The following is a 17,708-nucleotide window of genomic DNA, read 5'->3' on the forward strand; positions in this document are numbered from 1 at the left end:
ATGAAGGAGACTACATAGATGAGCACGATCCCGATTATTGCAAATCGCCGGGCAGTCCGCGCCTATGAACCACGCGAGGTGGAGGACGCCAAAATTGCGGCCTTGCTGGAAGCGGCCACTTGGGCGCCAAACGACCGGCTGCGTGAGCCGTGGCATTTTTATGTCATCCGCGGCGAAGCCAAACTTCGTTATGAACAACTGGCGAAGCAGTTTTTGGAGGAAAGATTCCCTACCAAACCGCATCTTGTCAAAGAATCGCTGCTGGTTTTGGAAAATACGCCGCTGGTTATCGTTGTTACAGCCGATAAGGTTCCCGGCGACGAGGCTTCCTCCGAGGACAACGAATATGCTGCCGCTTGTGCGATTCATTCGATGTGGCTGACGGCGGCGGAGCATGGGCTTGGCCTTGTCTGGAGAACCCGCGGTATCGGACTTGTGCGCGACGAACGTTTGCATCGATTTATCGGCTCGCCGGATAACCGCAAAATTATCGGTTCGGTTTTTGTAGGATATCCCGCAGCCGATGCGCCGGTAACGGCCAGAACGCCTTTTACCGAAAAAACGACATGGCTGTGAACAACAAATTCATCCTGGTAACCGGCGGCGCCCGCAGCGGAAAAAGCTCGTTTGCCGAGCGGCTGGGTGAGCGTTACGGTGAACGCAGCGGCAAACCGGTCGTTTATATCGCAACATCGCAAATTTATGACCGCGAAATGGAAGATCGCGTGGAAGAACACCGGAAGCGCCGTCCAGCGGGTTGGGAGACGGTGGAGTCGCCATATGAGTTGGCTGAAGCGGTTAAACGGCTGTACGAACTGCCGGTAGGAGCGGTTCTGATCGATTGCATCACGTTGTGGCTGAGCAATTTGCTGCTGCAGAACGATGGTTCGGGAGAAGAGCGCTGGAGCAAGCCGGGGACGGGCCGTCAACTGTTAGCCCAGGCCGAACAGCTTGCGGCAACGCTGAAATCGGCTCCTTTTCCGGTCATCGCGGTCACCAACGAAGTCGGTCACGGCATCGTTCCTGAGTATCAGCTGGGCCGGGTGTACCGGGATTTGGCGGGCAGGGTCAATCAATTATTGGCGGCGCAAGCGGACGATACTTATTTTGTCGTGTGCGGCATTCCGGTAAACTTACGACAGCTTGCATTACAGCAAACGGGAGGTTTGGACGAGCTGTGAATACGCTGACGTTTGCTATTGCCGCGCTGATCGTGGACCTGGCGGTCGGGGATCCGCGCTGGCTGCCGCATCCGGTCATCGGCTTCGGCAAAGCGATCGCCTGGTTCGAGAGGCGGTTTCGCGTTTCCGGGATGAGTCCGGCACAGGAGCGGGGACTCGGGATCGCGCTTGTGTTTTTTTTATTGGCGGTCACGCTGATCGTATCTTTTGTTTTGCTGAAAGCAGCCGCGATGCTGCATCCCATCGTTCACGTGCTGTTATCCATCTGGCTCATCTCGACCACGATTGCGGTCAAAGGGCTTAAAGAGGCGGCGATGCAGGTCTATGACGCGCTTGCCGCGGGCGATTTGAAGGAAGCTCGCATTCGTGTGGGATATATCGTCGGGCGGGATACGGATACGCTGCCGGAAGGAGAAGTGTCGCGTGCGGCAGTAGAAACAGTCGCCGAAAACATCGTGGATGCCTTTGTTTCGCCGCTTTTTTACGCGCTGCTCGCCGGTCCGTACGGCGCGCTGCTGTACCGTGCCACAAACACGCTGGATTCGATGGTCGGCTACAAAAACGACAAATACCGTTACTTCGGCTGGGCGTCCGCACGACTTGACGACGTGCTTAATTATGTGCCTGCACGAATAACCGGCTGCTTGCTGTGGTTTGTCGCGCTGCTCAGCAGAAAGCTGAATGCGCGAGAGTCCATGCAGGCCATGCTCCGCGATGCCGCCAAACATCCGAGCCCGAACAGCGGCATCCCTGAATCGGCAGTGGCGGGGGCGCTGGGCATCCAGCTCGGCGGAGAAAACCGCTACGGAGGTGTCGTTTCCGTGCGGGCGCGGATGGGGGAAGCGCATCGGAACATTGTCAGCGGAGACATTCCTCTGACAGTTGGCATGATGTACAAAACGGCGGTGCTGATTATGCTGTTACTCCTCATTCTCGCAGGCTGGTTGTGGTGGCGGCCATGAATCATGAACCAAAACCGCAATGGTGGCACGGCCTTGTTATTGCTTTTCAATTTTTGACCAAAATGCCGCTGCCGCTTCATGTTCCTTATGTGCCTCATACAGTCAGCCGCAGTCTGAGGTTTTATCCGTTGGTCGGGATGTTCATCGGCCTTATTGTTTATGCAGTTGCAGTGCTTCTGCCCGCACAAGCTGCCCCGCTGAATGCGGCAGTGGCGCTGCTGGTTTGGACGCTGCTGACGGGCGGGCTGCATATGGACGGCTGGATGGATACTGCCGATGCGTTCGGCAGTCACCGCGACAGGGCGCGTATGCTGGAAATTATGAAAGACAGCCGGGTTGGCGCGATGGGCGTGATCGCCGCGATATTTTTGCTGCTGCTCAAATGGGCCGCATTATGGATGCTGCTGGCCTGCGGGACCGGCGGTTTTGCGGGGGCGCAAACAGCGCCCGGTTCGTGGCTCAGCGGCGGGCTGTTGTTTGGCTTTGTGACGATTCCCGCAGTCAGCCGCTGGTGTATGGTCGCTGCCATTATTCGCGGCTCGTATATCGGTTCGGCAGGGGGGCTTGGCAGTTACTTTTCCGCTGCACGCGTAAGCGATTGGGTCGTGGCCTCCTGCTTTTGTCTGGCCGGCTTATGTATCGTCCCTTCCGCGTCGTGGTTGGCGGTTACCGCCGTGCAGCTAGGCGTTGCTTGGCTGGCCGGACGTTATGTGACGGGCAAGCTGGGAGGCTGGACGGGGGACACGTACGGCGCCTTAAATGAAGCTGTGGAATTGGCCGGCTTGCTGGCGGCGGCATATTTGATGTTGTATATGGCAGCTTGATCGCCCGTGCCGTCCGCAAGCTGATCCTATAAGCCGGGTCTTCAAGAAATAGAGAATCAACGAAAAGGCGGGTGAATACAGAAGATGCTGCAAAAAGACGAGTTATCACAAACCGGCGGCCCCATCGATTTGGAAAAAAACGGGCATGGCGGCAATTGGGCGGCCGCCGAAGAGGCGTTTGGCCGAAAAGCCGGTGAACGGCTCGATTTCAGCGCCAACATTAATCCGCTGGGACCGCCTCCCGCGCTGCGGCACATGCTGCTGGACGAGTGGGATTACATCACGCGTTATCCCGACCCGGAGGTCCGGGAGCTGCGCCAAGCGATCTCATCCAAATACGGCGTGCCGTTCGATTCGATACTTGTCGGCAACGGTGCGGCCGAACTGATTGACCTGCTTCCGCGGGCGCTGCGTTTTCGCCGGGCGGCCGTTACGGATCCGACTTTTTCAGAGTACCGTGAGGCATTGGAGAAGGCGGGGGCCGACGTCGTCTCGGTAACTTCGTCCCCAGAGGAACGGTTTCGCATCGAGCCGTCCAAGCTGATCGATGTATTGCCGCAGGTGGACGCTTTGTTTCTCGGACAGCCGAACAACCCTACCGGCGAACGCAGAGAACGCGATGAGCTGCGCGAGCTTGCCCGGCAGGCGCACAAGCATGGAGCCAAACTTGTGCTCGATGAAGCGTTTGCCGATTTTTTTCCCGACGAATCGAATGTGACGATGATCCGCGAAGCGGCCGCCAGCGAACATATTGTGGTGATCCGCTCGATGACAAAATTTTATGCGATCCCCGGCCTGCGGCTTGGATTTATCGTAGCCGGACCGGCTATGATCCGCGAACTGCGGCGGCTGCAGATGCCGTGGAGCGTAAACCATTTTGCGCAAAAAGCGGGAGTGCTGGCGCTTCAGGATCACGAATATGAGCGGCGGACGCGGGAATTGATCGCCGTGGAGCGAAGCTGGCTGCAAAACCGTTTGTATGGGCTCGGCTGCACCGCTTTCGACAGTGTTGCCAACTTTTTGCTGGTTGCGCTTGGTCCAAGCCATATTCCCGCCAACGAGATGCAGCGGCGGCTTGCGGAGCAAGGCATATTTATTAGGCGATGCGCGACGTTTATCGGGCTGGATGACCGGTATTTCCGCATTGCCGTGCGAACCCGCCCGGAAAACGAACGGCTTGTCGCAGCGCTGGCCGCCTCGTTATTAGGCGGCGGGGAAACCGCAACGTGAAGCCCGGCGAAGGTGTAAACGCACTTATGGTCCGGCATGGAGCGACCGATTGGAATGTGCAGAAGCGATATTTGGGCCGCAGCGATATTCCGTTGAACGAGGCGGGCCGCAAACAAGCAGAGGAGTTAGGGAACCGGCTCGCGGCAGCGGGCGTCTTCTGCGAAGCCGTCTATACAAGCCCGCTGCGCCGCGCTCAAGAAACCGCCGAACTCCTCAGATCCATGGTAAATGAGGAGTGTCCGCTGATTGCCGATGAACGGCTGATGGAAACGGATTTCGGCGATTTGGACGGCTTGACGTACGATGAGGCGTTGGCCAAGTTGGGCAGCCGGCTTACCGATTGGTACGACCATGCCGAAACGTCGGCGCCGCCGGGCGGGACGGAGTCTTTAAGCGATGTATTGGCCCGGATGCGCTCATTTATGAGCGATGTTGCCTCTTCCGGATACAAAAACGTGCTGATCGTTTCGCACGGCGGCCCCATCCGCGCTTGGCTGGCTTTTTCGCGGGGAGAGCCGTTCTGGGACATTGCCATCGAACCCGGTCAATATTGCGAATGCGGCATAATATAAGATGAGGAGGCCCCTTGTGTTGAGAGCGAAAACAATTATGGTTCAGGGCACCGCCTCCGATGTGGGAAAAAGCGTGCTGACCGCGGCGCTTTGCCGCATTTTTTATCAAGACGGCTGGAGAGTGGCTCCGTACAAGTCGCAAAATATGGCGCTGAACTCCTATGTCACGGCTTGCGGCAAAGAAATCGGAAGAGCCCAAGGAATGCAGGCGGAAGCCTGCGGCATTGAGGCGACAACCGATATGAATCCGATATTGCTGAAGCCGACCCGCGATATGACCGCGCAAATCGTCGTTCATGGCGTGCCGCACGAGGAGATGAGCGCGCGCCGTTACCGCGAGGATTATTTGCCGCTTGCGGCGGGCATTGTCCGCGAAGCGCTGGACAGGCTCGGAGCGGCATACGATCTCGTTGTGATCGAGGGGGCCGGCAGTCCGGCTGAAATTAATCTGAAGAGCCGCGATATCGTCAATATGCGTGTAGCCGAATGGGCTGACGCTCCCGTTCTGCTGGCGGCGGATATCGACAGAGGGGGCGTATTTGCCGCCATTGTCGGTACCCTGGAGCTGTTGGAGCCGCACGAGCGAAGGAGAATCAAAGGTTTCCTCATCAATAAATTCCGCGGCGATCTCAGCTTGCTGCAGCCGGGGCTTGACTGGCTTGAACAGCGGACGGGCATTCCGGTGCTGGGTGTGATCCCGCATTTGGCCGGACTGGATATCGAAGCCGAAGATTCGGTTGTGCTTGATAAAAGAAGCCGCGGTCATAATGCGCGCAGCGCCGGCAAAGAACTGGATGTAGCCGTCATCCGCTTGCCGCGGATATCCAATTTTACGGATTTCGATCCGCTGGAATCCGAGCCGGATGTCGGCGTCCGGTTCGTGCAGGAGGCGTCCGACCTCGGAGAACCCGATATCGTCGTATTGCCGGGCTCCAAAAACACGTTGGAGGATTTAGCCCACCTGTACGACTCTGGGCTTGCCAGAGCGATTACAGAGGCTGTAGCGGGCGGCAGCAGACTGGTCGGCATATGCGGAGGGTATCAAATGCTCGGCGTCCGGTTAAAGGATCCTGAGCAGGTGGAATCGCTGCTGGAGGAAGTTGATGGTCTTGGGCTTCTCCCGCTGGAAACGACGTTTTACCGCCACAAAAAGACGGTGCGGGCCGCAGGCACGTCGGTCAGCCGCCATCGGCGCTGGCAGGAATGGCAGGGTGCTCCGATTGAAGGATACGAAATTCATATGGGGCAGACAACCTGGCTAACGCCGCAGGCCGCTCCGCTGTTTGAACTGAACGGCGGCACGGACGGTGCGATCTCGGAGGACGGGCTGGTGTGGGGAACCTACTTGCACGGCGTTTTTCATAACGATGCATTTCGCCGCAGCTGGCTGAACGAAGTGCGCAGCGCCAAAGGATTGCCCCCGGTAACCGAGGTTGTTTCGTTTCACAGCCGCAAGACGGCTGCGTTCGACCGTTTGGCCGACCATGTCCGCGCCCATGTGGATATGGCGAAGCTGTATGACATTATCGGTATGGGAGCCGTAAAAACGTCCCTTTAATGCTGACAAAAGACACCGTATCGGTGTCTTTTGTTAAGGTGTCTTTTGTCAAAATGTCTCTTAACGCGCTGCGAGCACGTCGCAAAACGCTTTGGCGTATGGGGGCAGATCCGGCGGCCGGCGGCTTGACACAAGGTTGCCGTCGATCACAACTGCCTCGTCGAGCCAAGTGGCCCCGGCATTTTCCATATCGTCGCGAATGCCAGGGGTCGAAGTGACGGTGCGGCCCGCTAAAATTTTGGCGGAAATCAGCACCCAGCCGGCATGGCAAATTTGCCCGATCGGTTTGTTTGCTTCGTTCATCCGTCTGACAAAATCAAGTACCTCCGGGTAACGTCGCAGCTTGTCGGGAGCCCAACCTCCGGGCACCAGAACGCCGTCGAAGTCGCCCGCATCATAGTCGCCAAACGCTCCGTCCGCTTGTGCGGGCACGCCGTATTTGCCGTGGTAAACGGCGCCCTTCTTAGCGCCTGCCAGAACGACTTCGGCGCCTTCTTCCCGAACGCGGTATACCGGATACCAAAGCTCCAAATCCTCGAATTCTTCATCAATAAAACAAAGCACCCGTTTGCCGCTCAGTCTCATTTCTTTCGCTCCTTCTCAACGTGGCATTCATGTTGAGTCTATACAATGCAGCACGGTTTGTCGAGCTATTGCCGGCATGGCAGGAATAAGCAGCGGGGAAAACTTGCATTTGCCGCTCTATCAAGCTTAAAATATGAAAAAAATGCATTGCTGCACAAGCGGTGCAAAGGCTTATATCGCGGATATCTCCACAAATTGTGCGATTTCCGAGGAAAATGGCCTGAATACTTTAAGAGAGTGGGTGTTTTCAAATTGAGACGGACACGGAAATCCGGTTTTCTCCGTTTGCTTCCTTGTTTGATCTGGATGGGGATTATCTTCGCTTTATCCTCGCGGACGGGAGACGATCTGGATAACTGGCTGCCTTTTTTACAGCAATACATTCCGTGGATTCAGAGCTTTGACTTCGGACATTTTATTTTGTATTTTGTGCTTGCTTTGACGTTCGCCTGGCTGCGCGGGCCAAGGACGCTTGGCTTCGGGTGGAAGCTGTTGTCGGTGACGCTGTGTGTGCTGTATGGGCTAACGGACGAATTTCACCAGTGGTTTGTACCCGGCCGCACCGCAGATATTATGGATCTCCTTAATGATGGAATCGGCGCGGCGCTGGCTATGCTTTTCCTGTCTATTCCTGCGGTAAGCCGGCTTTATCATAGACTGTCCGGTGCTAAATATTACTAGTCTGCTAGCGGCAGGAGTTTGCCCCCAAAAGCAGAATACTTACACTATTGAAGGATAGAAGGCCGTGGGCGTTGGTTAAAGGAGCTGACAGAATTGCAGAAGGCTTGTAAGTGTGGGGGGAAAATGATGTTCCGGCTGCGGACCGTCATTTATCAAAGTAATGTGGAGATTGAGAATGTGCCGATTTTTTCGTGCAATTCATGTCAAAAAAGCGAGGTGTTCGCAGAGGTGAAGCCGGAGCTTACGAGCCTGATCGGCAAGCTCGGGAGCAAACCGGACAAGCGGCAGCTGTTATTTGACGAATATAGCGAAATTGCGCATCTGATGATGAGAGCGTCGGACAAGAAGCTCCTGGCCTCGTCTCTCGAATCGATCATCCAGGAACGTATTAATGAACTGCTCGATCTGCTGTTGATTGCAAAATCGCTGGATGACGAGGCGTGGATCGCCGATGTGCGCGGGAGATTATCGCAGCTGGCGAAAAATCACATCTCTGTAAACGATTTCTCGTAACGCCGCGGATTCAAAAGCGCAGGCCAACTCTCTCGCGGGGGTTGGCTTTTTTGGTTTATATTTGATACTATAAGGTTATGAAAACTTGTTTTCATTGAAAAGGCGGCTCATATGTCGTATGATGAAACCAAGGCACACAAGTTCGCATTTTAATATATTGGAGAGAATGACCGTGACCGTTACCATTTATGATGTAGCCCGAGAAGCAGGAGTTTCCATGGCAACCGTTTCGCGTGTTGTCAACAACAACCCGAACGTCAAACCGCAAACCCGGAAGAAAGTATTCGAAGCTATCGAGCGTCTTGGGTACCGTCCGAATGCGGTGGCACGGGGACTTGCCAGCAAGAAGACGACAACTGTAGGAGTCGTTATCCCCGATATTTCCAATTCCATCTTTTCTGAAGTTGCCAGAGGGATTGAAGATATCGCCAACATGTACCATTACAACATTATTTTATGCAACGCCGACAAGAGGAAAGAAAAGGAAATTAGAGTTATCAACACACTGCTGGAGAAGCAAGTGGACGGACTGCTCTTTATGGGCGGGGCTGTGACGGAAGAACATATTCAGGCGTTCAAAACCTCCTCCGTACCGATCGTATTATGCGCGACGGCGGATGAGAATAACACAATTCCATCGGTCGACATCGATCATGAGAAGGCCGCTTACGACGCCGTGCAGGTGCTGATTCAAAACGGCCACCGCAGCATTGCGATGATCAGCGGCTCGCTGCAGGATCCGGCCAACGGATACGCGCGTTATCAAGGATACAAAAAAGCTTTGGAAGAAGCGGGCATTGCGCTTTCCGAAGATTTGGTCAGAGTCGGCAACTACCGTTACGAATCAGGCAGCGAAGCGACGAAATATTTCCTCGAATTGCCGCAAAGGCCATCGGCTATTTTTGCAGCGACCGACGAAATGGCAATCGGAGCGATCCATACGCTGCAGGACAACGGTTTGCGTGTGCCGGAAGATGTTTCCGTCATCAGCGTGGACAATATTCGCATGGCGTCGATGGTACGCCCGACATTGACGACAGTCGCTCAGCCGATGTACGACATCGGAGCGGTTTCGATGAGATTGCTCACGAAGCTGATGAACAAAGAAACCAAGGAAGGCGATTTGACGCAAGTCATTTTGCCGCACGAAGTTATTCAAAGAAATTCGGTGGCTCATGTATAATGAGCCTTTTTTCTTTTTATTGACCCTATAAGTAGAACCAATGATTTGGAAGTCCGTTTCCGGCGTGCTGGGTCATGGTATGCATAATGGGGCTTACTTCAGACGAGAGGGGGGTTCGGGTTATGGCTTTGCGTAAAATCGGCCTGATCGGCGCGATGAAAGAAGAAATCGAAATGTTTCACAACAAGTTGACCGAGACCGTTGAAACGACCAAAGCGGGCATTGCGTTTACGGAAGGGCTGTTTTACGGCAAAAACGTCGTGCTTTGCAAGTCCGGAGTCGGCAAAGTAAATGCAGCGGTGACTACGCAAATTTTGATCGATACGTTCCAAGTCGATGCCGTCTTGTTTACCGGCGTAGCCGGAGCGCTTGATCCGTCGCTGAATATTGGCGACATCGTGGTCTCCACGGAATGCATGCACCACGACATGGATGTGACGGCGCTTGGTTTTCCGAGAGGAACGATACCTTACGAAGCAACATCGGTTTTCGCTGCAGACCGCCAATTGGCGGATCTGGCGTTTGCATCGGCGGAAAAGCTTGCCGTAGGCAAGGCGCTGCGGGGGAGGGTGCTGTCGGGGGATCAATTCATTGCTGACCGCGGAATCGTAAGCCGCCTTTATGAAGAGCTTGGAGGCAGCTGTACCGAAATGGAAGGAGCCGCAGTCGCACAGGCATGTGTAATGAACGGCGTGCCTTATGTCGTCATCCGTTCCATGTCGGACAAGGCCGACGGTTCGGCGCATGTGAACTTTGCCGAGTTCACCGTGCTTGCCGCGGACAATTCGTATCAGATCGTCGAAGACATGGTTCAGAAATTGTAACGCTTGCAGAAAGCGGCGCCGCTTATTTCACATAAAGCAGCGCCACTTCTTTAATTTGGTTGTTTGTTTCGGTTATAACCTGACGTCTGGGCATCGGTGTCCAGGCGTTTTTGTCATCCAGCCAGGTAGCTGGCAAAGGGACGGGACTTTCGCTTTGCCAGCGTTCAAGCCAGTCTGCAGGCAGCTGCAGCTGCGGATCGCTGCTAAGCCGGGCAATCATCGGATCGTTGTTCATTTCCAGCCACAGCAAACTCCAGGCGCGCGGGACGACACGCCATATATCGTATCCGCCGCCGCCTAAGGCGACCCAGCGTCCGCCACAGTGTTCGTGCGCCAAGCGGTGAATGGCCGCAGGCATCGCTTTATAAATATCCATGCTGCAGTGAATATGCGCAAGCGGATCCAGCGCATGAGCGTCACAGCCATGCTGGGACACTATAATGTCCGGCTTGAAGTGGCGCACGACTCGTTCCAGCATTTCGTCAAAGCAGTCCAGCCATGAAGCGTCTTCGGTATAAGGCTCCACGGGCATATTGATCGAAGTGCCAAATGCGGTGCCTTCGCCCCGTTCGGCTACACTGCCGGTCCCCGGAAATAAGTATTTGCCCGTCTCATGGATTGAGAACGTACATACCTTCGGCTCGGAATAAAACAGCCACTGCACGCCGTCTCCGTGATGCACGTCCGTATCGACATAAAGCACTCTCACATCATATTTGTCGTGAATATGGGCGATTGCCGCAGCTGCGTCGTTGTATACGCAAAAACCGGAGCCTTTGCTCTGCATCGCATGATGCAGCCCGCCTCCCAAATGCAAGGCATGATCGGTTCGGCCGGACATGACCGCCTCGGCAGCGGCGATCGAGCCGCCGACGACCAAGGAAGTCGCTTCATGCATATTTGGGAAAAAAGGCGTATCTTCGGTATCCAGTCCGAATTTGCCGGCTTGGGCGATCCAAAGCGGGTCCGGGGACGGGCTGCTTAGCGCCTTCACAGCCTGAACGTAAGCGTCGCCATGAATCCGCAGCAATTGGGTTTCAGCGGCTGCAACGGGAGCCATGACGGCGCTTTCCGGCAAAGCCCCGACGCGCTGCAGCAAGTCGACCGTCATGACCAGACGTTTTTGATTAAACGGATGATCGTCGTTAAACTTGTATGTAGTTTCTTGGCCGTCGTATATAAATAATGGCTTCTTCATCATAACCTCCTGCGGTGCTGTTCCTTAGTACATGAAACGCTGGCGGAACCTCACCCGATCGAACTGTTCGACGGAAGACAGCGGGACGCGCTTGCCGATCTTCACCATCAGGCAGTTGGCCGGATGGGAGCATATTTCAGGATCGTCGGTGGCAAACCAGACCATATCTACGCATTTCATCAGCTTCTCCATCATTTTACGGTAATCCCATACGTTGAGACCGCTTTTCTCCAAATCCCAGTGCCAGTAATATTCCGTCGTAAATATAATATAATTCTCCATCTGGTCGTCTGTAAATGCAAGCTGAATCATACGTTTTCCCAAGCCAAGCCCTCTGTAGTCGTCAGCAACTTCGATAGCGCCCAATTCGACCAAATCCAGCATTCCGCCTTCCGACCAGCGTTCCAGTTCGTCCGGATAATGAAACGTGACATAACCGATAATCTGATTGCCAAGCCGTGATAAAATAATGCGGCCCTCGGGAAGCTCGGAAATTTCCACAAGTGCTTGCAATTGTTCGCGAGGCCGACGAAAGGCATCCAAATCGGGGTGCATGTCGAGCGTTTTCAAGTGAGCGGCGGCAACAGGTCCCTCAACTACAATCTCGGTCTGCTGATACGGTACGGCTTCAAGGTGGTAAATTTTCAAATGTTCCATAAACAGGGCCCCCTTCCTAGCCATTACTATACTACTTTATCAAATATAGGGCAGCGAGAAAAGCGATAGTCGAACACCAGCGACTATGTTATAATAATGTTGGTAAAAATACGAGATAGCTGTTCCTATGAACGAAGTGAAAGCGTTTTAGCATCGGTGCGGCTTGCTTATGCCGCCGCCGCATTATCCCGCAGGAGGTTTTTTTCCATGGATCACAATAATATTGAAACGATTCCACCCGTAGCCGCTACACCCAACATGAAAAGTTATGAAGAAGAACGCGCTGGTTTTCAATGGGCCGATGTCGAAAAGCAATTTTCTTGGGTCTCAACGGGAAACGTCAATATGGCTTATGAGGCGATAGACCGTCATGCGGATTCCGACCTCCGCGATAAAGTTGCGTTATACTACAGCGATGACCGCCGTGATGAACAATATACGTTTTTGGACATGAAGCTGAACTCGAACAAGTTCGGCAATGTTTTGCGTAAGCTCGGAGTCGGAAAAGGCGAGCGGATGTTTATTTTTATGCCGCGTACCCCTGAACTTTATTTTGCATTGCTCGGAGCGATCAAGGTAGGCGCGATCGTAGGACCGTTGTTCGAAGCGTTTATGGAGACGGCGGTAAGGGATCGCCTTCAGGACAGCTCGGCGTCAGCCATCATTACGACCCCGGCGCTGCTGCCGCGTATTCCCGTTAACGAACTGCCCGACTTAAAGCACATTATCGTTGTTGGCGAAAATGTCGAAGCGCAGGGAGCGATCGTTGACTTCCATAAAGAGATGGCAAGCGCCTCCGATCAGCTGGATGTCGAGTGGGTGGATCGCGAGGACGGTTTGATCCTTCATTACACTTCCGGTTCAACCGGCAAACCGAAGGGCGTTTTCCATGTTCATAACGCAATGATTCAGCATTATTATACGGGCAAAGTCGTTCTTGATTTGAAAGAAAGCGATGTGTACTGGTGTACGGCCGATCCGGGCTGGGTAACCGGAACATCGTACGGTATTTTTGCGCCATGGCTGAATGGGGCTACAAATGTGGTTCGCGGCGGCAGATTTAGCCCGCAGGACTGGTATAACACGATTCAAAAATATAAAGTAACGGTATGGTACAGCGCTCCGACGGCATTCCGCATGCTGATGGGGGCGGGGGACGACACGGTGAAGCAGTTCGATCTTACTTCGCTGCGCCATGTGCTAAGCGTCGGCGAACCGCTGAATCCGGAAGTCATTCGTTGGGGGCACAAAGTGTACGGCCAGCGCATTCACGATACATGGTGGATGACGGAGACCGGGGGCCATCTGATCTGTAATTATCCGGCGATGACGATCCGCCCGGGTTCGATGGGCAAGCCGATTCCCGGTGTGGAAGCGGCGATTCTTGATGATGCAGGCAATGTGCTGCCGCCGTATCGTATGGGCAACTTGGCGATCAAGACCCCTTGGCCTTCGATGATGCGCAAAATCTGGAATAATCCGGCTAAATACGAAGAATATATGCGTATTCCGGGCTGGTACGTTTCAGGGGACTCCGCCTACATGGACGAAGACGGTTATTTCTGGTTCCAAGGCCGCGTGGACGATGTCATTAATACGGCGGGCGAACGGGTTGGTCCTTTTGAAGTGGAAAGCAAGCTGGTCGAACATCCGGCCGTTGCGGAAGCGGGAGTCATCGGTAAACCGGATCCGATGCGCGGCGAAATCATTAAAGCTTTCATCGCTTTGCGCGAAGGCTACACCGCGTCCGAGGAGCTTAAAGCGGATATCGCCAAATTCGTCAAAGTCGGCTTGTCGGCTCATGCCGCGCCGCGGGAAATCGAATTTAAAGATAAACTGCCAAAAACACGCAGCGGTAAAATCATGCGCCGTGTCCTGAAAGCGTGGGAACTGAACTTACCGACGGGCGACTTGTCGACCATCGAAGATTAATCAACGGAAGATTAATCTGCTGAAGATGAAGTAGCAACAGAAGCACATAATAGCGCACGGAACGAGGGCTGCCTTCCAACGAGGGCAGCTCTTTTTTGAATCGTTAAGAGATGTTATGTGAATGCCATCTATATAAATTGAATAAATGACTTGGAAGCCCGTTCCGTTCCGAAAGGGATTATTTTGCCGCTTCAGACAGCTTGTTTTGAATTCCTTTTATTGAATAGGTCTGCGGATTGCAGGAATTCAAAGTCAAAACTCGCCGGCAAAACAATTCCCTTTCTCCACTGCACTCTGTTCTTTCTGGAAGTTCTTTTGTTCAATTTATATAGTTTTATTGCAATTCCTTACAGTACGCAAAAGAACCTTAAAGTCTGCTGTGAAGCTGACTTCAAGGTTCTTTATATGTCTGGTTATTAATATCTGTTCCTTTGTAAGCTGGCTGATTCCCGTTAGTTACTTCGTGAATTTAACGACGGAAGAAGGCTTGGATTCTCCCGCATCGTTGACGGCCGTCACTTGATAGAAGCCGTTATACGAGACGGAATAATAATTGAACTCAAGGGCTTCCGTAGCTTCACCTAACTTCGTAAAGGCACCCGTATCTTTGTCGTTAAAATAGACGACGTATTTCTTTACCTTGTCTTTAGCTTCATTAGGGTTCCAGGTGAGCTGTATGCCTGCGCCTACAGCATGTACGCTGAACCCCGCCGGTGCTGCGGGAGGCGCTTTAGGCGGTTCTTTGTCGACGGCAGACGGTTGAACCGGCGTAGGCAGTCCATCCTTCTTATCGGTGCCGTTATTTCCTGTGGTTCCGTTGTTTCCGTTAATTCCATTATTGCCGGTGCTGCCATTGTTGTTCGGATTGCTCGGATCACCTGGTTTGCCCGGAATAGCTGGCGTATCCCCAGGTGTTAAGAACAACGGATCGACGGAAGAACCGTCCGTATAAGATGCCTTGCTTGGCACGGATTCATTGCCGGCTACATCAACTGCAGTTACATAATATCCGTATATTCCCGCGCCGGAAATTGGATCGGTTAGTTTCGCTTCCTGATCGGCTTTAATAGATTGGCCCGTCAATACTTGGAAGTTCTCGTGGTTGCTTGAACGATAGATCCGGTAACCAACTACATCTTCGCTTCCGCTGGCCTGAAAGGTCAGCGTATTGCTGTTGCCGCTGCGGGTAACGACCACAGTTGTCGGAGGCGCCGGAGGTTTGCCGTCGTCTGTACGCGGATCTTCCTCTGTAGGCGCATCGTCTTCGTAATCGGTCGGTTTGTAGCGGTCGATCGAACGGCGGCGGTCCGGAGGCAGTTTGCCTTGAATTTCAGATATTTCTTTCAGCAGTGAACTGACGGACTTCTCACGGCGCACGACGGTTCTTTCATCAACAAATTCCGCAGGAGTTGTCTGCTTGGCGATATAGTTGATGTCATTGTAGCTAATGATTGGCAGCTTCACGTACATATTGTCTTCTTCCGTAGGAATGAAGTTTTTATTGAAGATATCCGTCACCAGCTTGCGGGCTTTGGTTGTTGCTTCGCTTGGCAGCTTGCCGGATACGCTGGACACTGTCATGTCCACGATACCGGGAGGCCGCACAAATTTCTTAGTTTCGAACAAATCCGGCTGCTTATTGATGGCGGCATCCATCGCGAGCGCCCAAATGTCTTTGGCGCGGTTGGTGCCTCCGGTTGCTTTGCTCAGCTTGTAGACCGGAGAATCATATCCGATCCATACGCCCATCGTAATATCCGGCGAGTAGCCCATAAACCAAGCATCGGCGTCATCTTGCGTCGAACCGGTCTTGCCGACGACAGGAACTTTCCCGTAATGTTTAAATTTGCTCATGATGTCGGTCGCCGTACCGGATGTAATGACGGTTCTCATCATATCGGTCATGATGTAAGCCGTTTCTTCGGAGAAAGCGATGGTCGGCTTATTGTCGTGTTCGTATACGATTTTTCCGTTGGTGTCCGTTATTTTGCGGATGATATAAGGTTCGTTAAAGACGCCTTTATTGGAGATGGCAGCATACGCGCCAGTGAGCTCTTTTACCGAAACCCCATACTTCAGACCGCCGATAACACCCGTTTGTGCAACATAATCGTCTTTGGTAATGGAAGTGATGCCGAGTTTTTTGGCGAATTCCCATGCTTCCTTAATGCCCACAACATCCAAAAACAGCTTGATCGCCGGAATGTTGTAGGATTGGTTTAATGCGCGTCTTGCCGTAATGAGGCCGTGAAACCCTTCATCCCAGTTTTCGGGGATATGGTATCCAACCTTTGTCCCATCTTTTAAAATGACGGGCACATCGTCGATAATCGAGGCCGGGCCGATTGCTCCCTTATCGATTGCCGGGAGATACGCTGCAATCGGCTTCATGGTCGAGCCGGGCTGCCGCAGCGATTGCGTCGCGTGATTCAACTGCTGCTGATAGAAGTTGCGGCCTTCGATCATGCCCAGAATGGCGCCGGTTTTACTGTCGATCATAATTCCGCCGACCTGTTCCGGGCCCTTGGCAGGGTTTTTCGGGTCGTCAGGCGAGAATAACTTGGAATTATCGGCAATTTCTCTGAACGAATCGTAAATCGGCTTATCGATTGTCGTATAGATCCGGTAACCGCCACGCAGCAATTGCGCTTGGGCATTTTTGAGCGCTTCGTTATACTTCTCCGGAGAAGCTTGTGGATCAAGCTTGGGATCCTGAGCTTTAAGCAGTGCTTTGGAGGCTTCTTTCTCCACTTCCATCATCAGATAAGGATACGTCGAGTATGCTTTTTCCTCCGACGGGGCAAGCGATTGCTTTAAATCGAATTGAAGCGCGTCCTGATACTGCTGCTGATTGATTCTGCCTTCTTCCAACATCCGTCTCAGTACGAGCTGCTGCCTTGTGGAGGCCCGCTTAAAAGCGGCTCCGTCAAATTCGCCTTTGCTCGTAAAAGCGGAGTAATTGCTCGGCTGCTGCGGCAGTCCGGCCAAATAAGCGGCTTGGGCGGTGTTCAGCTCCTTCAGATCGTCAATGTTGAAAATCCCTTTTGCTGCCGCTTTAATGCCATACAAGTTATATCCGGATGAACCGTTTCCATAAGGAATCTTATTTAAGTAGGCCAGCAAAATTTCGTCCTTGGACATCAGGCGTTCCATCCGCAAGGCAAGAAACAGCTCTTTGGCTTTACGGCTGTCTTCCTTGTCCAGCGTCAGATACACTCTTCGCGCGAGCTGTTGTGTAATCGTGCTGCCGCCGGTTTGTATCGGCTTGTGCAAGATTTTTTGATAAACGGCACGCAGCGTTGCCTTCATGTCGATGCCGTGGTGAGTGTAGAAATCGTTGTCTTCAATGGAAAAGACGGCGTCGATGATCGACTGCGGGATATCCTGAAGATCGGCCAGACGGCGGTCTTCCTCCGAGCGAAGCTGGCCCACGACAGTATCATCGTTAAAATATACGAATCCGGTAATGGCGTTTTCGTTCATTTTGGCAACCATTTCTTCTTTCGTACGGACCGGCTCGTCCTTTACCATGGATGCTACATATCCGGCGGCGACCCCTCCTCCAAGTACTGCAGCGACGAATCCGGCAATAATCAGCCATTTGATACTATGGTATGTATACCTTAGAAGCAGCAGGGCAATCTGTTTTTTGGTTTTTGACCGTTTTTTCTGATTCTCCTGATTTTCCTGTTTTTCCATTCCCAAAAGTTCCTCCCATCCGCTCCCATTATAACATAAAGCCCGTTTGATGCACATGTGCGTTCCCGCTTGCGGCAAGAAGATTTGCGTTGCGTCACTTGTTTGACAA

The 17,708-nt window shown here is 53.2% G+C and carries 16 protein-coding genes; 12 read left to right on the forward strand and 4 right to left on the reverse strand.

Annotated features, from left to right (window positions below; all coding sequences use genetic code 11):
• Positions 1-18: 18 nt before the first annotated feature.
• The 7 genes from EYB31_RS15585 to EYB31_RS15615 all read left to right on the forward strand — a co-directional run bounded on the left by EYB31_RS15585 (position 19) and on the right by EYB31_RS15615 (position 6,327).
• Positions 19-576, forward strand: a complete 558-nt coding sequence (locus EYB31_RS15585) for a nitroreductase family protein (protein WP_131014266.1) — start codon at positions 19-21, stop codon at positions 574-576.
• Positions 567-1,181: a bifunctional adenosylcobinamide kinase/adenosylcobinamide-phosphate guanylyltransferase gene (cobU, locus tag EYB31_RS15590; RefSeq protein ID WP_131014267.1), complete on the forward strand. Its 615-nt coding sequence runs from the start codon at positions 567-569 to the stop codon at positions 1,179-1,181. Before EYB31_RS15585 ends, cobU begins: the two co-directional genes overlap by 10 nt.
• Complete coding sequence (cbiB, locus tag EYB31_RS15595) at positions 1,178-2,143, forward strand: adenosylcobinamide-phosphate synthase CbiB (protein WP_131014268.1); 966 nt, start codon at positions 1,178-1,180, stop codon at positions 2,141-2,143. The genes cobU and cbiB overlap by 4 nt, the downstream gene beginning before the upstream one ends.
• Positions 2,140-2,967: an adenosylcobinamide-GDP ribazoletransferase gene (gene cobS, locus EYB31_RS15600; RefSeq protein ID WP_131014269.1), complete on the forward strand. Its 828-nt coding sequence runs from the start codon at positions 2,140-2,142 to the stop codon at positions 2,965-2,967. Before cbiB ends, cobS begins: the two co-directional genes overlap by 4 nt.
• 84 nt (positions 2,968-3,051) lie before the next feature.
• The gene (gene cobD, locus EYB31_RS15605) at positions 3,052-4,197 is read left to right on the forward strand and encodes a threonine-phosphate decarboxylase CobD (protein WP_131014270.1); all 1,146 of its coding nucleotides are present in this window, start codon (positions 3,052-3,054) and stop codon (positions 4,195-4,197) included.
• Entirely contained in the window at positions 4,194-4,769 is a 576-nt protein-coding gene (locus EYB31_RS15610) for a histidine phosphatase family protein (protein ID WP_131014271.1), read from the forward strand. Before cobD ends, EYB31_RS15610 begins: the two co-directional genes overlap by 4 nt.
• A gap of 16 nt (positions 4,770-4,785) precedes the next feature.
• Complete coding sequence (locus EYB31_RS15615) at positions 4,786-6,327, forward strand: cobyric acid synthase (protein ID WP_240762456.1); 1,542 nt, start codon at positions 4,786-4,788, stop codon at positions 6,325-6,327.
• A gap of 60 nt (positions 6,328-6,387) precedes the next feature.
• On the opposite strand, the gene EYB31_RS15620 is transcribed toward EYB31_RS15615, so the two are convergent.
• Positions 6,388-6,912: a type 1 glutamine amidotransferase domain-containing protein gene (locus tag EYB31_RS15620; protein ID WP_131014273.1), complete on the reverse strand. Its 525-nt coding sequence runs from the start codon at positions 6,910-6,912 to the stop codon at positions 6,388-6,390.
• Between the two features lie 237 nt (positions 6,913-7,149).
• Between EYB31_RS15620 and EYB31_RS40915 the strand changes: the two genes are divergently transcribed.
• From EYB31_RS40915 to EYB31_RS15640, 4 genes are all read left to right on the forward strand, one after another.
• A complete protein-coding gene (locus EYB31_RS40915) occupies positions 7,150-7,593 on the forward strand; it encodes a VanZ family protein (protein ID WP_276322046.1) in 444 nt (147 codons plus the stop codon).
• A 123-nt stretch (positions 7,594-7,716) separates the two neighbouring features.
• A complete protein-coding gene (locus EYB31_RS15630) occupies positions 7,717-8,106 on the forward strand; it encodes a hypothetical protein (protein WP_240762460.1) in 390 nt (129 codons plus the stop codon).
• A gap of 166 nt (positions 8,107-8,272) precedes the next feature.
• Positions 8,273-9,289 (forward strand): catabolite control protein A, encoded by a 1,017-nt coding sequence (ccpA, locus tag EYB31_RS15635; RefSeq protein WP_131014351.1) that lies wholly within the window; start codon positions 8,273-8,275, stop codon positions 9,287-9,289.
• Between the two features lie 122 nt (positions 9,290-9,411).
• Positions 9,412-10,113 (forward strand): 5'-methylthioadenosine/adenosylhomocysteine nucleosidase, encoded by a 702-nt coding sequence (locus EYB31_RS15640; RefSeq protein WP_131014276.1) that lies wholly within the window; start codon positions 9,412-9,414, stop codon positions 10,111-10,113.
• Positions 10,114-10,135: 22 nt separating this feature from the next.
• Here the strand turns inward: EYB31_RS15640 and EYB31_RS15645 are convergent, their stop codons facing one another.
• Positions 10,136-11,314 (reverse strand): acetoin utilization protein AcuC, encoded by a 1,179-nt coding sequence (locus EYB31_RS15645; RefSeq protein ID WP_131014277.1) that lies wholly within the window; start codon positions 11,312-11,314, stop codon positions 10,136-10,138.
• Between the two features lie 21 nt (positions 11,315-11,335).
• Complete coding sequence (locus EYB31_RS15650; RefSeq protein ID WP_131014278.1) at positions 11,336-11,968, reverse strand: GNAT family N-acetyltransferase; 633 nt, start codon at positions 11,966-11,968, stop codon at positions 11,336-11,338.
• 207 nt (positions 11,969-12,175) lie between these two features.
• Here EYB31_RS15650 and acsA point away from each other — a divergent pair, with 207 nt between their 5' ends.
• Complete coding sequence (gene acsA / locus EYB31_RS15655) at positions 12,176-13,900, forward strand: acetate--CoA ligase (RefSeq protein WP_131014279.1); 1,725 nt, start codon at positions 12,176-12,178, stop codon at positions 13,898-13,900.
• Between the two features lie 456 nt (positions 13,901-14,356).
• Here the strand turns inward: acsA and EYB31_RS15660 are convergent, their stop codons facing one another.
• A complete protein-coding gene (locus EYB31_RS15660; protein WP_131014280.1) occupies positions 14,357-17,599 on the reverse strand; it encodes a transglycosylase domain-containing protein in 3,243 nt (1,080 codons plus the stop codon).
• Positions 17,600-17,708: the final 109 nt, after the last annotated feature.

It is taken from the genome of Paenibacillus thalictri (genome assembly GCF_004307995.1).
In the GTDB taxonomy this organism is placed as follows: Bacteria; Bacillota; Bacilli; order Paenibacillales; family NBRC-103111; genus Paenibacillus_AF; species Paenibacillus_AF thalictri.

Excerpts from the sequence above, each read along its gene's own strand:
- EYB31_RS15585 (WP_131014266.1), top strand. The coding sequence starts at position 19 with ATGAGCACGATCCCGATTATTGCAAATCGCCGGGCAGTCCGCGCCTAT.
- cobU (WP_131014267.1), top strand. The coding sequence starts at position 567 with ATGGCTGTGAACAACAAATTCATCCTGGTAACCGGCGGCGCCCGCAGC.
- cobS (WP_131014269.1), top strand. The coding sequence starts at position 2,140 with ATGAATCATGAACCAAAACCGCAATGGTGGCACGGCCTTGTTATTGCT.
- cobD (WP_131014270.1), top strand. The coding sequence starts at position 3,052 with ATGCTGCAAAAAGACGAGTTATCACAAACCGGCGGCCCCATCGATTTG.
- EYB31_RS15620 (WP_131014273.1), bottom strand. The coding sequence starts at position 6,912 with ATGAGACTGAGCGGCAAACGGGTGCTTTGTTTTATTGATGAAGAATTC.
- EYB31_RS15630 (WP_240762460.1), top strand. The coding sequence starts at position 7,717 with ATGATGTTCCGGCTGCGGACCGTCATTTATCAAAGTAATGTGGAGATT.
- ccpA (WP_131014351.1), top strand. The coding sequence starts at position 8,273 with ATGACCGTGACCGTTACCATTTATGATGTAGCCCGAGAAGCAGGAGTT.
- EYB31_RS15640 (WP_131014276.1), top strand. The coding sequence starts at position 9,412 with ATGGCTTTGCGTAAAATCGGCCTGATCGGCGCGATGAAAGAAGAAATC.
- EYB31_RS15645 (WP_131014277.1), bottom strand. The coding sequence starts at position 11,314 with ATGATGAAGAAGCCATTATTTATATACGACGGCCAAGAAACTACATAC.
- EYB31_RS15650 (WP_131014278.1), bottom strand. The coding sequence starts at position 11,968 with ATGGAACATTTGAAAATTTACCACCTTGAAGCCGTACCGTATCAGCAG.
- acsA (WP_131014279.1), top strand. The coding sequence starts at position 12,176 with ATGGATCACAATAATATTGAAACGATTCCACCCGTAGCCGCTACACCC.
- EYB31_RS15660 (WP_131014280.1), bottom strand. The coding sequence starts at position 17,599 with ATGGAAAAACAGGAAAATCAGGAGAATCAGAAAAAACGGTCAAAAACC.